12 protein-coding genes are annotated in these 14,814 nt (G+C 57.4%); 4 read left to right on the top strand and 8 right to left on the bottom strand.

All coding sequences use genetic code 11. The features are described 5' to 3' along the window. Positions 1-23: 23 nt before the first annotated feature. The gene (locus PPTH39_RS04255; RefSeq protein WP_095021215.1) at positions 24-1,637 is read left to right on the top strand and encodes a DUF1302 domain-containing protein; all 1,614 of its coding nucleotides are present in this window, start codon (positions 24-26) and stop codon (positions 1,635-1,637) included. A 72-nt stretch (positions 1,638-1,709) separates the two neighbouring features. Here PPTH39_RS04255 and PPTH39_RS04250 read toward each other — a convergent pair whose 3' ends face one another. From PPTH39_RS04250 to PPTH39_RS04215, 8 genes are all read right to left on the bottom strand, one after another. Next, entirely contained in the window at positions 1,710-2,894 is a 1,185-nt protein-coding gene (locus tag PPTH39_RS04250) for an acyl-CoA dehydrogenase family protein (protein ID WP_095018862.1), read from the bottom strand. After that, positions 2,891-4,063, bottom strand: coding sequence for an acyl-CoA dehydrogenase family protein (locus PPTH39_RS04245; protein WP_095018863.1), 1,173 nt, complete (start codon positions 4,061-4,063; stop codon positions 2,891-2,893). The genes PPTH39_RS04250 and PPTH39_RS04245 overlap by 4 nt, the downstream gene beginning before the upstream one ends. Before the next feature lie 99 nt (positions 4,064-4,162). Beyond that, positions 4,163-5,476 carry a hypothetical protein gene (locus PPTH39_RS04240; RefSeq protein WP_130871656.1) on the bottom strand — a complete coding sequence of 438 codons (1,314 nt, stop codon included), beginning with the start codon at positions 5,474-5,476 and terminating at the stop codon, positions 4,163-4,165. Positions 5,477-5,495: 19 nt separating this feature from the next. Beyond that, entirely contained in the window at positions 5,496-5,999 is a 504-nt protein-coding gene (locus tag PPTH39_RS04235; RefSeq protein ID WP_232527606.1) for a CS1 type fimbrial major subunit, read from the bottom strand. Next, positions 5,999-6,739, bottom strand: a complete 741-nt coding sequence (locus tag PPTH39_RS04230) for a molecular chaperone (protein WP_130871655.1) — start codon at positions 6,737-6,739, stop codon at positions 5,999-6,001. The genes PPTH39_RS04235 and PPTH39_RS04230 overlap by 1 nt, the downstream gene beginning before the upstream one ends. A 38-nt stretch (positions 6,740-6,777) precedes the next feature. Further along, positions 6,778-8,025: a hypothetical protein gene (locus PPTH39_RS04225; protein WP_232527605.1), complete on the bottom strand. Its 1,248-nt coding sequence runs from the start codon at positions 8,023-8,025 to the stop codon at positions 6,778-6,780. A 71-nt stretch (positions 8,026-8,096) separates the two neighbouring features. Continuing rightward, entirely contained in the window at positions 8,097-10,616 is a 2,520-nt protein-coding gene (locus PPTH39_RS04220) for a CS1-pili formation C-terminal domain-containing protein (RefSeq protein WP_095021349.1), read from the bottom strand. Between the two features lie 101 nt (positions 10,617-10,717). Beyond that, positions 10,718-11,212 (bottom strand): CS1 type fimbrial major subunit, encoded by a 495-nt coding sequence (locus PPTH39_RS04215; RefSeq protein ID WP_232527604.1) that lies wholly within the window; start codon positions 11,210-11,212, stop codon positions 10,718-10,720. Between the two features lie 604 nt (positions 11,213-11,816). Between PPTH39_RS04215 and PPTH39_RS04210 the strand changes: the two genes are divergently transcribed. From PPTH39_RS04210 to PPTH39_RS04200, 3 genes are read left to right on the top strand one after another with little or no spacing between them, the layout of a single operon-like run. Further along, positions 11,817-12,581: an enoyl-CoA hydratase family protein gene (locus PPTH39_RS04210; RefSeq protein WP_095002410.1), complete on the top strand. Its 765-nt coding sequence runs from the start codon at positions 11,817-11,819 to the stop codon at positions 12,579-12,581. Between the two features lie 10 nt (positions 12,582-12,591). Further along, positions 12,592-13,746 carry an acyl-CoA dehydrogenase family protein gene (locus PPTH39_RS04205; protein ID WP_095018869.1) on the top strand — a complete coding sequence of 385 codons (1,155 nt, stop codon included), beginning with the start codon at positions 12,592-12,594 and terminating at the stop codon, positions 13,744-13,746. Between the two features lie 8 nt (positions 13,747-13,754). Then, complete coding sequence (locus PPTH39_RS04200) at positions 13,755-14,813, top strand: acyl-CoA dehydrogenase family protein (protein ID WP_095002412.1); 1,059 nt, start codon at positions 13,755-13,757, stop codon at positions 14,811-14,813. The last annotated feature ends 1 nt before the right edge of the window (position 14,814 follow it).

The raw sequence follows: 14,814 nt of genomic DNA, 5'->3' as shown, positions 1-14,814 counted from the left end.
ACAACAATAACAAGGAGCAAGGCATGTTCAAGCAATACACGCGTGTTGTCGGGACCGGTTTATTGTCGGGGCTGAGCGGTCTGGCCCTGGCGGCACCTACCCTCGAGCTGGGCGAAAACACCACCCTCGACTCTTCTCTGACCGTCAACTACACGGCCTCGATGCGTACCGCAAAACCGGATCACGAATACCTGAACAACATCAACTACGATGATGCCACGCGCAACTTCAAGCGCGGCTCGCTGATCAACAACCGGGTCAGCGTATTTGGCGAGTTGATGCTCAAGCACGACAACCTCGGCGCCGTGGTGCGCGGCAGTCATTTCTATGACGAGGTCTACCACCAGCGCAACGACAACGACTCACCGGACACGGTGAACAAGACCGGACGCTACAACGACTTCAGCCAGGACACGCGCAAACTCAGCGGCAGCAAGGCGCGGCTGCTGGATGCTTATGTGTATGGCGACTTTACCGTCAATGATGACCAGTACCTGTCACTAAAGGCCGGGCGGCATCTGGTGGCCTGGGGCGAGAGCCTGTTCTGGCCCAACATCAGCCAGGGCCAGGCACCGGTGGATTCGACCAAGTTCAACGTGCCCGGCACCGAAGCCAAGGATGCCTACTTGCCGGTGGGGCAGATATCGGGCGCGTGGTCGGTGAACGAAGACCTGACCCTGCTCGGGTTCTACCAGTACAAGTGGGAAGAAACCCAGCTCAACCCCGTGGGCGACTACTTTGGCAGCGATACCTTTGGCCCGGGGGCCGAGTTCTTCCGGCTCGCCCCGGGCATCGTCGACCACCTGCCCAACGGGGCCGCAGTCGGCTACGCCGGCTCGGTAAAACCGGGCGACAGCGGCGAGTGGGGCCTGGGCACGAGATACCGGGTGACGCAAAACACCGAGGTCGGCCTGTTTCATTACCGTTATCACGACCGCGTCCCGGCACTGTTCTTCGACTTTACCGGGCAGACTCATTACTCGTCCCTGAACAAAGTGGGTGGCAACGGCAATGGCCCGAGTTACCAGCTGGGTTACTTTGACAACATCAAGCTCACCGGCATCAGTTTCACCACCAAAGCCGGTGATTCGGTGCAATTCGCCGGTGACCTGAGCTATCGCGACGGCGCGGCGGTGTACCTGAGCAACGGTGCGCCGGCGCGGGGGCAGGTGTGGCAGGGAAACCTGAATGCCGTGTACATGATCGGGCCGACGTTTATGGCGCAGCAGACCACCCTGATGACCGAGGTGGTGCACCAGCGCATCCAGGGCGTGGATGACCTGACCATTAGCGGTGGCGGGGCGGGCACGGACGGGACTTTCAATAAATATGTGTATGACGGTCAAACACGGGGTTCAAGCCTGTTGGGGATCGGCGCCTATTTCGATCACCCCAGCGTATTCAACGGCTGGGACTTGACCACCAAGGCCACCTGGACCCAGAACATTGACGGCAGTGCCTATTCGGGGTTGGGCCGTGCTGAAAAGCGTCTGACAGTGGGTGGCGATTTCAAGTACCTGGGCAACTTTCAGCTGGGGCTGACTTATGTGGCGTATTTGAGTTCGGCCGATATTGCCCAGGGACGGACAATGGCGGATCGGGATTACCTGTCGTTCAATGGCAAGTACACCTTTTGACCCGGGCCCTCACGGCAACCCTCTCCCGGAGGGAGAGGGGCGGGATGAGAGGGCTTGTGATTCTCAGCCCGTCTACCGGGCCTCCCGCGGCATCCCCAGCGCTCGTTCGGCAATGATATTGCGCTGAATCTCATTACTGCCGCCATAAAGGGTATCCGCACGGGTAAACAGAAACAGCGCCTGCAACCGTGTCAGCTCATAAGGCGCCCCGGCCAGCAACTCGGCCTCTGGCCCCAGTACATCCATCGCCAGCTTGCCCAGGGCCACATGCCAGGTCGACCAGGCCAGTTTGTAGATCGTCGCTTCAGGCCGCAGGCTGCCATCCTGTACCCCGGACAACATGCGCAACGAGTTGTAGCGCAACACCCGCAAGCCGCTCCAGGCCTGTGCGATGCGCTGGCGCAGCACCGGGTCTTGCGCCGCACCATTGGCCTTGGCAATACGCACCACTTCGTCCAACTCATTCTGAAACTGCATTTGCTGGCCCAGGGTCGATACCCCGCGTTCAAACCCCAGCAGCGCCATGGCGATTTTCCAGCCATCACCCGGTTGGCCGATCAGGTTGTCTGCCGAAGCCCGCGCCTGATCAAAAAAAACCTCGTTGAATTCACTGGTACCGGTCAATTGCCGGATCGGCTGTACCCGTATACCCGGCTGGTCCATCTCCACCAGCAAGAACGACAGGCCGCGATGGCCAACACTTCCCGGCTCGGTACGTGCCAGCACAAAGCACCAGTCCGATTCATGAGCCAGTGAGGTCCAGACCTTTTGCCCGCTGATCAACCATTGCCCGCGGTCTTCATCGAAACTGGCGCGGGTCTTTATATTGGCCAGGTCCGACCCGGCACCCGGTTCGGAGTAGCCCTGACACCAAAAGTGCTGGCCCGCCAGTATCGGCGGCAAAAAACGTTGCTGCTGTTCCTGGCTGCCAAAGGCCGCAATCGTCGGCCCTACCAGCCCTTCGCCGATATGGCCCATACGTCCCGGGCCACCCGCCCTTGCGTACTCTTCGAAAAAGATCACTTGCTGGCTGATGCTCAAGCCACGGCCGCCATGCTCGGTGGCCCAGCCAGCACCCACCCAGTGGCCTTGGGCCAAGACCTGTTCCCAGCGCTTGCGCAACCCGGGAGCAAAGTCCTCATCCCCCGGGCCACCGCGAAAGCGCAAAGCTGCAAAGTCACCGCTCAGGTGCTGCTGCATCCACTGCGCAACCTGTTGGCGAAACTGCTCATCTGCTGCGCTAAAACCGATATTCATGTGCACTCTCCGAAAATCTGCCGGGCCAATTGCTCGCGATGAAACGCCGGGGTGCCGAGCATCTGCTCACTGGCCCGGGCTCGCTTGAAATACAGATGCGGGTCGTATTCCCAGGTAAAACCCACGCCACCGTGCAACTGGATGGACTCGGCGGCACACTGGAAAAAGCCTTCGCTGGCAAAAATTTTCGCAGTGGCCGCGGCTTCCCCAAGTTGCTCACGGATACCCGGATCACCATCGATATTCAGGCACTCGGCGGCAATGCAGGCAGCGTAGTAACTGGCCGAGCGCGCGCATTCGATGGCCAGCATCAAATCGGCACAGCGGTGCTTGATGGCCTGGAAACTGGCGATAGTGCGACCAAATTGTTCGCGGCCGCTGATATAGGCCAGAGTGATGTCCAGCGACTGCTGTGCGCCACCGGTCTGCTCGGCCGCCAGGCCAACACAGGCTATCTGCAGCACATCGCGCAGCATCGGCCAGCCTTGCCCGGGTTCGCTGAGCAACTGATCGTCGTGGACGACTACATCGTTCAGGGTGATGGTAGCCAGGCGGCGGGTCTGATCCAGTGTCGGTTGCCACTGGCAAACAATCCCGGGAGTATCGGCAGGCAGTGCAAACAGGCGGATACCGGCTTCGCCGACGCTGCCCGGCGTGCGTGCGGCAATGATCAACAGCTGGCAATCGCTGCCATCGATCACATAGTGATACTCGCCATTGAGGCGATAACCCCCCGCATGGCTCTGCGCATACACCTGCACGGCGCTGTCGTCCCAGCGAGGCGCGCTGGTGTAGGCGAGGCTGGCGCGAATCTCACCGGCGGCAATCAACGGCAGCCAGCGTTCCTTGAGTGCTTCATTGCGACTGAGCAGCAGGGCAGGGGTGGCCAGGCAGCAGGTTGCAAAGAATGGTGTGGGCAGCAGGCAGCGCCCGAGCTGTTCCTGGAGCAGACTGACTTCGACAAAGCCCAGGCCAAGACCTCCATAGGCCTCGGGGATCGCCAGTGCGGGCCAATACAGCTCCCTGGCCATTCGCGCCCAGGTAGCGGTGTCGTACCCCTGATCGCTGGTCATGGCCGTGCGCACCGCAGCGGAGCTGGCCACTTGGTTCAAAAAACGTTCGGCGGATGCCTGAATCATTCGCTGTTCGTCTGTCAGGGCAAGCTCCATATGGGCCTCGTCGTAAAAATACGGATCAAGGCGCCAGCATGAAAGCGCGCAGCACGGGTGCAATCCCTGAGCCGGACTAGTCCGTTTGATTAGCCCGAGTCAGATTTCGGAGTCCCAGACTACCGTGATATTCCCGGAATACTTGCCTTGCTCGGACAACATCTGCAGGACATGCTGCCTTTGTATTTCAAAATGCAGCGTGGATGGCTTGTTATCGACATAGTGCGTGGACTTGAACAGCAGTCCAGTTGAAGCCCTTAGGGGTTCTCGAGAGACCGAGGAGTCATCATCATTGCCGATGCCATTGGGCATGCTGACCAGAACATCGACTGGAACTGAGTGGCCGCTGCTGGTATTGCTGATTGCGCAGGTATCGCCTACCAACCGGTCACAGGCCAGTTGCATCTTGAAACGTGAGCTGGCAGAAATCATGAAAGGCTGATCCCGAAAAAGTTTCTCGGGCGTGCGGCCATTTTGCATCCATTCTTGCCAACTACCCTTGGGTGTCAGTTCTACTTTATTGCCGCCGGGTGGAATATCCACTTTAAGGGTGTGCTGGACATTAAGCAGGAATTTGATCGTGAGTATATTGTCGCTGGGGAGCATATTGTCTCCCATGTCAATGTCTTGGTAAGGCCCCACGGTATAGTTGATTTCACCATTATAATCACCCGATGACATTCCGAGTGGGTTGGGCGTCTTCATTTCATAAGAGAAGTCCAGGGTTCGATAAGTGAAGTTGGGGATGTCGTACAGTGCTGCTCTACTACAGGTTGCTCCGGAAACAGGTGTTGTCCAGTAGATCGGGATTCCGAACCAGTTAGCGACGAATGTCGTCGCACCAATGCAGGTGCCAGCCCCCCGCCATAAATAACCTCCCACCCATAATTTATTGAGACCATCCGACCAGCTGCTTGCATTGGGTACCAAGGTATGGATGTTCTGTGGTTCGATAGATGTATATGTTCCAATGCCGGTGATACGAACCTGTAACTCTTCAGTTTCCAGCGTTTGAGCATGGGTGACGATCAGAGTACGCCAATCACTGTTTGCCCGAATCATCATGCCTTGCCTGGGGTCTGGGTTGTTGGCAATTATCCGGCTGGAGTTGCGAAAGGAAATAGGGGCGGAAATGCTGATAATGCCTTTATTGATACAGGTTTGAGGCACGTAGCTGCAGTAGTGGCTATTGCTGGGTGTTTTGTTTGTGAATGTATTTTGGTGTGGAAGTGCCGGGTCGGGCTTGAACTCGGCCCGCACATTGACGTTCGCAGCATACACAGGCTGAAGAAAACCAAGTGTCAATACAAAAATGGCCAATACACAAGTTTGCCGATATATTGAGAATGGTACGTTATTCAAAGGAGTGGGGTTGTAATCAATGACAGAGGCCCTGGAGGGTTTATTCTTCATGCTATTACCTGAGTGCTGTTTATTGAGCTGCAGAAGGCGTCGGCCCATCAAACATGATTTGGACACTGCCAAAGTATGCCCCTGGCTTAAAACCTGTTTCAGGCTTGATCGCCTCGATTCGTAAGGGAACCCTGTAACCCGTTTTGGCTTCGTTGTCGGGCACGACCACTGTGTCGGTCAGCGCAAGTTCGTGGCCATTGAACTTGACCCGCAGGCTGATCAGATCCCTTCCGTTGGACAGCATTGATTCATGGCCCAGGCGTGCGGTAATGGCGCCACTGCGACTGCGTACATCGAATGACGCCTGCAGGGGCTCCAGATACCCGCGGGCAAGGTTCCATTTCATTATTTGTGTGCGCTCTAGAAACTGCGACTCCACGGGCAATATATAGAAGTCCGGGGTCGGAATAGTGACACTCACTTCAAAGATGTGTTCTTCGCGCGCTGCAAACCCCGCTTGCATCCAGAGTGCCAGGCTTGCCGCGACAGTCAGGCATGAGATTTTGCACGCAGATAGATGCATCAGCCTTTAACCTCCATGGGTTTATTGTTACTGCCCTCAATCAGGATAAAGCGATAATGACGGCCAGCTTTTTTGGTAAAGCTGAACAGGCGACCCGGCAAGATATGGTTTTTGGTAACGGGCTCGCACTCCAGCGGGTTCTGGACGGAGCAGTCTTTGAATTCATCAAGCAGCATGATGGTATTGCCGTTGTTTTTGACTGAGTACTGTTGCGCGGTGTCGTTTATCTGGGTATCAAAACCGGCGTTTTCAGGGCGTACAACAAAGAAGGTGCCATAGCCTGCGAGCACGTTGATCCCGGCCGACAGGGTCTTTTTATAGACGTCGGTTTCTTCGGTGGAAAGGGCAAATTCATCTTCTTTTTCCGGCACGACCGGCACAAAACGCACGCGAAAATACCGCTCTTGGTCTCGTATCCCCTTGAACAGCAGGCGGGTGCCCTGGGTGCCGCTGGCAGGGATTATCAGCCGTGCCGGGCTGGCGATCAGGCCATCACGCATGGCTGCATTGCCTTGGGTTTTCAGCGGTACTTCTTCTGAAGTGCCGTCGGCTTTGTAGACTATCTCCAGTATGGAAACGCGAACAAAGGCGGTGCTGCCGCCGCCGTTATACACCCGCTTCAAATAGGTGCTTTTATCGCCATCCATATAGTCAAAGACGGTTCCGACGTTGAAACTGGGGCCCGCGATGGCACCCAATGAGATACCCCATAGACTGAGTATGGCACTTGCAAGTTTCATGGTAAGTTCCTGTTTTCTCTATTTACTACCCGGGAGCCTTAAACTTCCGAATCCCAGATGACGGTCACATTTCCTTTATAGGTGCCTTCCTGGTCGAGCATTTCATTCACGTATTTCTTTTCGATTTCGAAGTGCAGTACCCCGGTTTTTCCATCCACATATCGGCTGGGCTGGAACAGTTCAGTACCCTGGCCGCTTGTAAGCAAGGGCTTACGGGTGATCGAAGCGCCGTTTGAATCGGTAATGCCGCCGGGCAGACTGACAAATATATTGATCGGCACGTTGTGGCTCACGTTGTTGCTGAGTGCGCAGGTGTCGCCCATGACTCTTTCGCAGCTCAACAGCATCTTGAAACGTGAACTGGCGGAAACACTAAAGGATTGGTCGCTGGCAAGTGTTTCCGGTACTCGAGCTATGAGCAACCATTGATACCAGCCGCCTTTGGGAACCAGCTCGACCCTATTACCGCCCGGGGGGATATCAACTTTTAAGGTGTGCTGAACGTTCAGGTTAAAATTGAGATTCAGCACGGAGCTGTTAGGGATCAACAAATCACCCATGTCGAAATCCTGGTAAGGCCCTATTGTGTAAGCCAAGTTTCCGGAATAGTCACCTGCTGACATGCCTAATGGATCAGGTGTCTTTAATTCGTAGGCGAAGTCCAAAGAGTGGTATGCCAACTTTGGGATGTTGTAAAGTGCCTTTTTGGCACAGGTTACATCGGCCTCCGGTGCTCCCCAAAAGAACCAAAAATTTCCACCGGTGTAGAGGGGCGTCGATTTTCTGGTGCAGGGTGACGGCGGTATCGACCAGTTACTTCCGGACCACAGTTTGTTATGCCCGTCCCCCCAGCTTGTCGCACCAGGAACCAGGGTGTGTACGGTGTCGGGGTCAATGCTCAGTACTGTACCAAAACCGGTTATACGGATCTTCACTTCCTCTGTTTCCAGAGTCTGGTTGTGCCTGACGGTTAATGTCCGCCATGCTCCCGGGATTGTCACCATCGCACCTTGACGCGGATCTGTGTGATTGGCTACTACAGGCACCGCAGACCTGAAAACTACGGGGGCGGCGATGCCGAACACGCCTTTGGAAGCGCAGTCAGCAGGGTTGTAATAGCAATATTGACCGGTATTCGGTGTTTTATTCGTAAATACATTGCGATTGGGAAAGGCGGGGTCAGGTTTGAACTCTGCATTTATTGTTATCTCTACCCCGTGAGTATTGGGCGGGGCAACAAGGCCACAAACAAAAATCAATACAATACCGGCAGCGGTTTTTGCCATCCGATTTAGCCTGCGGCTTTGTACCAGACTCAATAAACACTTTACGTTGAAGTCCGCTAGATTGTTCCGCTTCATCCTGCTGCCTCAACATTATTAGCCGATTCTGCCAACGTGTCGGGATGGCAACGCAGGTCGCCGATTTCCAGCACATTGTTCTGCCTGAGGGTTTTGGTGATGTCGATACGGAATTGGCAGAGTAATGCTTCGTCCTTGCGCACTTCCAGAGTGGGAGTGCCGGCGTTCATCTCCATTGAGAAGAAACCGTCCACTTCACTGATGCCGCGGCTGGTGGTGTTGATGATGTGATAACCCTTGAGCGGGTTACCGTCCGCGTCAATCAAGCGGCCAAGAACGGTGACGGTATTCACCACGTTGATCTTGCGGTAGCCCACGCCGCCCTTGTTCAGGTGATAACGGGCGCGAGGTGGCTGGATCGCAGCGGCGGGCACGTGGTTGCCCTGAAAGTCGAAACTGACTGAGCTGCTCTCGTACGCGGTGAGGGGAATATAGTTGCGGCCGGGGCGCAGCATGGTGCTGCCACCGCTGAGGTCATCGGCACGCAAGGCAATGTTGGCGATATCGGACTCGACGTCGACGATCATTCCGGCCCCGCGCCCGGAGGGCTCACTGCTCATGGCCATGGTCAAGCCGCTCAGGGCGATGGTGCTGTCCAGGTTAAGGCCACCGCTTAGGTAGCCGTTATAAGACGAGCGTTGCACAAAGGTATCGGCGCTGAGGCTGTCGGTCAGGAAGGTGGCCCGGCCATTGACGCCCACTCCGTAGGTATCGGTACTTGCGGTGGCAGCCACGCTTTGCAGGACGTGGCCTTCGATATTTTTGCTGTAACTGAGGGAGGCATTGTTGTCACGCTCACCGTCCCGGCCGGTGCGTGACCCCAGGCTGGCTGACCAGCGTTCACCCGGGCCGCCGAGGGCCAGGCTGATGCTCAGGTCGACCCCGCGATTGCGCTTGTTGCCGGAACTGAGGCTGCCGGGTCGATCAAAGACCGACAAACGCCAGTTACCGTCGCTGCCAAACAGGTGCGTGGGTTGCGCCCAGCCCACGTCCAGGCCGTAGCCGCGGCTATAGCCATTGCTGTGGGAGAGGCGGGCACTCAAGGTGCTTTGCAGGCCGAAGCGATGGTTCAGGGACAGGGCGGTAGTGCTGGTCTGGCCCACATAGCTGGACTTTGTGCGCAGGCGCGTGCCGTCCGGCAGGGTTTCGTAGGTGTTACGGGTGTCGAGCCAGCTGCGGTTGTGGTTGAACACGACATTGCCGAGGCCGTAGTGGTACTGGCCGTTAAAGTCGACACCGGTGCCGTAGCTTTGAGTCTTGTAAAGATTGGCATAAAAGGTGAGATTGCTGGCCAGCGTCCAGTCAATGGCGGTGCCCCATTGCATCCTGTTTTTTACCTGGCGCGCAGACAGACCCAGGATGGCGCGCGGGTGCAGCAGGTAATTGAGCGAGGCGCCGGCGGTCATGTCGCCGGTGGCCTGGTCGTCCCAGTTGCTCAGCAGTTTGCTTTCGCGTCCGGCGAACAGGTTATAGCGCCATGGGTCGTCGTAGTTGCGCCAGTTGGACGGTTTATAGATCAGCTCCGAAGACGTGCTGCTAACTCGGCCGTCTTCGACCAGGCGAACCTCGACTTCGTAAATACCGCTGGGCAAGGGGCGGGTATCGAGGCTCTGCAAACCGGCGGCAACCAGCTGGGAATTGATCAACAGGCCGTTGCGGTAGATTTGTGCCGTTGCCGGACGACTGGCGGTGACATACACCGGGTATACGCCGGGTTTGGCTTGATCGATGACCAGGCTGTCGGAACTGCCATACATGATGCCCACTGTGGTATCGGGGCTGGCGCCAAAAGTGCGAATTTGCCGGGTCAAACCTTCGGAGCCTGGAGTGAAATAGCCCAGGCGCAGAAATGTACCTTCCAGTTCACGCTGGGTGTGGGCTTCATAGACAGCATGTTTGAGCTGACTTTGGTCCGGACCATCCATGCGTGTGAGTTGCAGGTTGAGCGTTTGGCTCCAGTGGCCGATGCTGCCGCTGGCCTCCAGGCCATAACGACCGTCAACTTGCTCTCGCTGGCCGGCGGTGAGGTTTAGCTGATTGCGCACAATCAAACCGCCGCTGCCGCCGCTGGGCAGTTCGTGATAGCGGCTCTTCTGATAATCCTGTTCCGCCCTGGCGGTCAGCAACGAGACCATGGAGTTTTCCAGGTTGTAATGAACCGCCATTAACTGTTCGGGGCATTTGCCAGTGCAGGCTCCCAGTTGCACTCCTTGCTGGAGAAACTCCGACCAGGTGTCGCGCTCACTGGCCGGAATCTGGCTGGCGTTGAAGTCGGTGAACTCAAGGAGGGTCAGACGATCATCGCGGGTCAGTACGACCATGGCTTCACCCACCAGTTGCGAGTTGCGCTCGACCTGAACGGCCAGCGGTACATCGAAAAGGTGCTCTTCGAAGTCAGCCGGCAAGCCTTTGGCCTGGGCAAGCAAACTTCGGGGTGTACTGACTTCTGCGGCTGCCATTGATGCTGCAGGGAACAACAAGGCCAGCGTCACCGCGATGCGAGTCATCGGGAACATAAACGCAATACTCTAATAACGGACAGTCAATCCAGAAGAGGCGCCCGGTCGAAAACCGGCCGGGCGCGGGTATCGCCAGATGAATCAACGGTGTTGGCAGATCAGGGGGTGGGTGGCGTGCTGTCGAACATCACGGTAAATGCGGTACTGAAATTGCCAGAGGCACCTGTTGGTATGGCGCCAGCAGATACCTCCAGCTCTGCAGTACCGCCTGCGGCGGAGGCGGGGGCGGTTGCCACCTCCAGGGCTGCAGCCGTAAGGGTCACACCGTTGAATTTGGTGGTCAGAGGGATGTTGTGTGCGGTGTTACCGTTGAACAGCGCCCGTGGCCCGCCATCGATATACGCGCGCAATGCACCGCCTGTGCTCTTGTAGGTGAAGTTTTCACGAAGGCTGTTGATTTTGTTTTGGCCGATGTCATAGCCCATTACTTCAGCCTGACCGAAGGTCGGGCTAGAGGCTTGTGCATAGAAAGCAGTGCTTGGAACAGTGGCGCTGATATTAATCTGGGTACTTGTACTGTCGGCAGCCCATGCACTGGAAACACCGAACACCATTACTGCCGCAGCAACCAGAGCGGTTTTGTTTATTAACATTTTGTTTACCTGTTGTATAATAGGTGTAAAGGAACATGCATTTGTGGAAACAGAGTGTTTTCCAATCGGCCGAGGATGATTAAGTTTGAATTCCGTCCAGATATCTGGCGTTTGTCATCAGGCTGGAATGGGCTTTCGACCCCCGGCTGGTCAAGCTGGATCAGAATATTAGAATTTCAGGATGGTTAAAGTAGCCAAGTGCGAACGTTTAAGTGGCTTTGGTCTTGCGATCTTGCGGCTTTCTTCCTTTGATAGTTGAGTGAATAATCCTGCTTGCATAAGTTCCTCCTGTAAGTGCAGGCTATGGCAACAAGTTGTATTGTTTGAGCTTTGTTATTTTCTGCTGGGGCGGCTGATCTGTTTTTATAAGAGAGTGCTGTGTTGTTTGAGTGAAATATCCAAGTAAAACGTAAGTTCATTAGTTCTTATGGCGTAGGGTGTGATTAATTAATGATGATTGATCGCTGCCGCGGGCATTTACTTGTGGCTATACGGGCGTGCGCCTGTGGCTCTGTGTCTTATGTTTAGTCTCAACGGACGATGATCCGCCTCGCGCGCCTTCCCATACTGCTCCCATGGTTTTTTTGCCAATCCAGGAGCACATGTGAACAGCGCAGCCCATACCGCATTTCAGACCAGTATCGACGCGGGCGTCGCTGAACTGGTGATCGACCGGCCACCGGTCAATGCCCTCGACAGCCAGGAATGGCTCGATCTGGCACGTACTCTCGAAGCATTGGGGCAAGACCCGCAAGTGCGAGTCATCGTGATCCGCTCCGAGGGCCGTGGCTTCTGCGCCGGGGTCGATATCAAGGAACTGGACGCCCACCCCGAACGTATCGTGACCGTCAATGCCGGCAACTACGCCACCTTCAAGGCCATTCACCGCAATCCGGTGCCGGTGATTGTTGCCGTGCATGGCTATGTGCTGGGTGGCGGGATCGGTATTACCGGCGCTGCCGATATTGTCGTTGCCTCCGATTGCGCCAGTTTTGCCTTACCCGAAGTGGATCGCGGCGCCATGGGCGGCGGGGCGCATTTGCAGCGTCTGTTCCCGGTGCAGAAAGTCCGTTATCTGTTTTTGACCGGCGACAAGATCAGTGCCGTTGACGCCCAGCAATACGGCTTTATCGAGCGCGTGGTGCCCCGTGAGCAATTGCGTGAAACCGCGCTGCAAATTGCCCGCAAGATCGCCAGCAAAAGCCCGGACATGATCCGCATCGCCAAGGAGGCCCTGAACGGTATCGAAGACGGCAACCTGGAAGACAAATACCGCTGGGAACAGGGGTTCACGCTGCAGGCCTACAACAGCACGGACTCCGCCGAAACCCGCCGCGCATTCGTAGAAAAACGCGACGCCAACTTCTGAGGAGCTGACGATGGATCTGACCTACTCCCCCAAACAAAAGGCCTTTCGCCAGGAGGTGCGCCAATGGCTGGCGGACAACCTGCCGACCACGCCGCTGGCCAGCTACGATACCCGCGAGGGCTTCGAGCAACACCGCCAGTGGGAAGCCAAATTATTCGAAAACCGTCTGTCGATGGTCATGTGGCCCACCGAGCTGGGCGGGCGCGGCTGCGACCTGATCGAGTGGCTGATTTTCGAAGAGGAATATTACGGCGCCGGCGGGCCGATGCGGGTCAATCAGAACGGCCAGCTGTTGCTCGGCCCGACGCTGATGGAGTTCGGCACCGAGGCGCAAAAACTGCGTTTCCTGCCGCGCATGGCCGCCAGTACCGACATGTGGGCCCAGGGCTGGTCCGAACCGAACGCAGGTTCCGACATGGCCGCTATCACCAGCAAGGCCACCCGCGATGGCGACAGCTACGTGCTCAACGGCCAGAAAACCTGGTCCACACGAGCGATTTTTGCCGACTGGCTGTTCGGCCTGTTCCGTAGCGATCCGTCGTCCAGCCGCCATCACGGGCTGTCCTTCGTGATGGTGCCGCTCAATGCACCGGGGGTCACCGTACGCCCGATCAAGGCCCTGAACGGCAAGGATGCGTTTGCCGAAGTGTTCTTTGATGACGTGCGCATCCCGCTGGAAAACCGTATTGGCGATGAAGGCCAGGGCTGGCATGTGGCAATGGCCACTGCCGGCTTCGAGCGAGGTCTGCTGCTGCGTTCCCCGGCCCGTTTTCAATACACGGCGCGCAAATTGGTGGAGCTGTACCAGGCCAACCGCACCAGCGCCGATCGTGATCCGAGCCTTGGCGAGGCGGTGTGCAAGGCCTGGTCGGACGCCCAGGCTTACGCCCTGTCTGCGTACCACACCGTGGGCCGCCTGAGCCGCGGGGCACAGATTGGCGCCGAGTCGAGCACCAACAAAATATTCTGGTCGGAGCTGGATCTGCGCATGCACGAAACCGCCATGCGCATTCTCGGCGCCAGTGGCGAGCTGACCGGTCAATCGGAGGGCGGCTACAGCTGGCTGGACGGCTTTTTGTTCGCCCAGGCCGGGCCTATTTACGCCGGCACCAACGAGATCCAGCGCAACATTATCGCCGAGCGCATGCTCGGCCTGCCGAAGTGAGGCCGGGCATGGACTTTACCTTTACCGAAGACCAGATCTCTTTTCGCGAGGCCATCAGCCGTTTTCTGATGACCGAAGCGGCCCCCGAAATGCTCCGTGAAATCTGGGAAACCGATGTCGGTCGCTCCCCGGATTTGCGTAACAAGATCGCCGAGCAGGGCCTGACCGCATTGTCGATCCCCGAAGCTTTCGGTGGCCTGGGCATGGACGATGTGGCCTGGGCCCTGATGACCCAGGAACTGGGTTACTACGCCATTCCTGATTCCCTGGGTGATACCGCTTATGTGGCCAGTGCGCTGATCGCCGGGCTGGATGACGGCGTAGCCCGTCGCGGCGAATGGCTGGAACGCATTGCCGACGGCAGTTTGCGGGTGGCCATCGGGCACCCGGTCAATCCGCTGGTGGCCGATGCCGCCCACGCTGACTTGCTGCTGCTGGCCCATGGCGATGAAGTCCACGCCGTGCCGCGTAGCCAGGTGGATGTGCAAAATCACGCCAGTATCGATGCCTCTCGGCGCCTGGCGCAGGTCAGTTGGCAACCCGGCGCAGCCACCCTGGTGGCGCAGGGCGAACAGGGCCGCCAGCTGTGGGCGCAAACCCTTGATCGTGGCGCGCTGTCGGTGGCCGGGCAGTTGCTCGGGCTGGCTCAGCGCATGCTGGATTTATCGGTGGACTACGCCGCGCAGCGCAAACAATTCGGTAAGCCCATCGGCAGTTTTCAGGCAGTCAAGCATCATCTGGCCGACGTGGCTACTGCGCTGGAGTTCGCCAAACCGGTGCTGTACCGCGCCGCTTACGCCCTGGCACACAACGAACCGAATGCCGCCGTGTGGGTGTCCCAGGCGCGCCTGGCCAGTTGCGAAGCCAGCTGGCTGGCGGCCCGCCACGGCATCCAGGTGCATGGGGCGATGGGTTACACCTGGGAAGTCGATCTGCAAATGTTCATGAAGCGCGCCTGGGCACTGGACAGTGCCTGGGGCGACCGTGCACTGCACAAGGCCCGTGTGGCCGAATATGTATTGAGTGGCGCGGCGCCTCTGGGCTGCGGTCACACCTTCGAGGATTGAC

The sequence above is a fragment of the Pseudomonas bubulae genome (genome assembly GCF_900618535.1).
In the GTDB taxonomy this organism is placed as follows: domain Bacteria; phylum Pseudomonadota; class Gammaproteobacteria; order Pseudomonadales; family Pseudomonadaceae; genus Aquipseudomonas; species Aquipseudomonas bubulae.
This window is presented reverse-complemented; position numbering and strand designations above follow the sequence as displayed.

What these genes read in the sequence shown, in the direction of transcription:
- PPTH39_RS04255 (WP_095021215.1), top strand. Translation starts at nt 24, where the DNA reads ATGTTCAAGCAATACACGCGTGTTGTCGGGACCGGTTTATTGTCGGGG.
- PPTH39_RS04250 (WP_095018862.1), bottom strand. Translation starts at nt 2,894, where the DNA reads ATGAATATCGGTTTTAGCGCAGCAGATGAGCAGTTTCGCCAACAGGTT.
- PPTH39_RS04245 (WP_095018863.1), bottom strand. Translation starts at nt 4,063, where the DNA reads ATGGAGCTTGCCCTGACAGACGAACAGCGAATGATTCAGGCATCCGCC.
- PPTH39_RS04240 (WP_130871656.1), bottom strand. Translation starts at nt 5,476, where the DNA reads ATGAAGAATAAACCCTCCAGGGCCTCTGTCATTGATTACAACCCCACT.
- PPTH39_RS04235 (WP_232527606.1), bottom strand. Translation starts at nt 5,999, where the DNA reads ATGCATCTATCTGCGTGCAAAATCTCATGCCTGACTGTCGCGGCAAGC.
- PPTH39_RS04230 (WP_130871655.1), bottom strand. Translation starts at nt 6,739, where the DNA reads ATGAAACTTGCAAGTGCCATACTCAGTCTATGGGGTATCTCATTGGGT.
- PPTH39_RS04225 (WP_232527605.1), bottom strand. Translation starts at nt 8,025, where the DNA reads ATGGCAAAAACCGCTGCCGGTATTGTATTGATTTTTGTTTGTGGCCTT.
- PPTH39_RS04220 (WP_095021349.1), bottom strand. Translation starts at nt 10,616, where the DNA reads ATGTTCCCGATGACTCGCATCGCGGTGACGCTGGCCTTGTTGTTCCCT.
- PPTH39_RS04215 (WP_232527604.1), bottom strand. Translation starts at nt 11,212, where the DNA reads ATGTTAATAAACAAAACCGCTCTGGTTGCTGCGGCAGTAATGGTGTTC.
- PPTH39_RS04205 (WP_095018869.1), top strand. Translation starts at nt 12,592, where the DNA reads ATGGATCTGACCTACTCCCCCAAACAAAAGGCCTTTCGCCAGGAGGTG.
- PPTH39_RS04200 (WP_095002412.1), top strand. Translation starts at nt 13,755, where the DNA reads ATGGACTTTACCTTTACCGAAGACCAGATCTCTTTTCGCGAGGCCATC.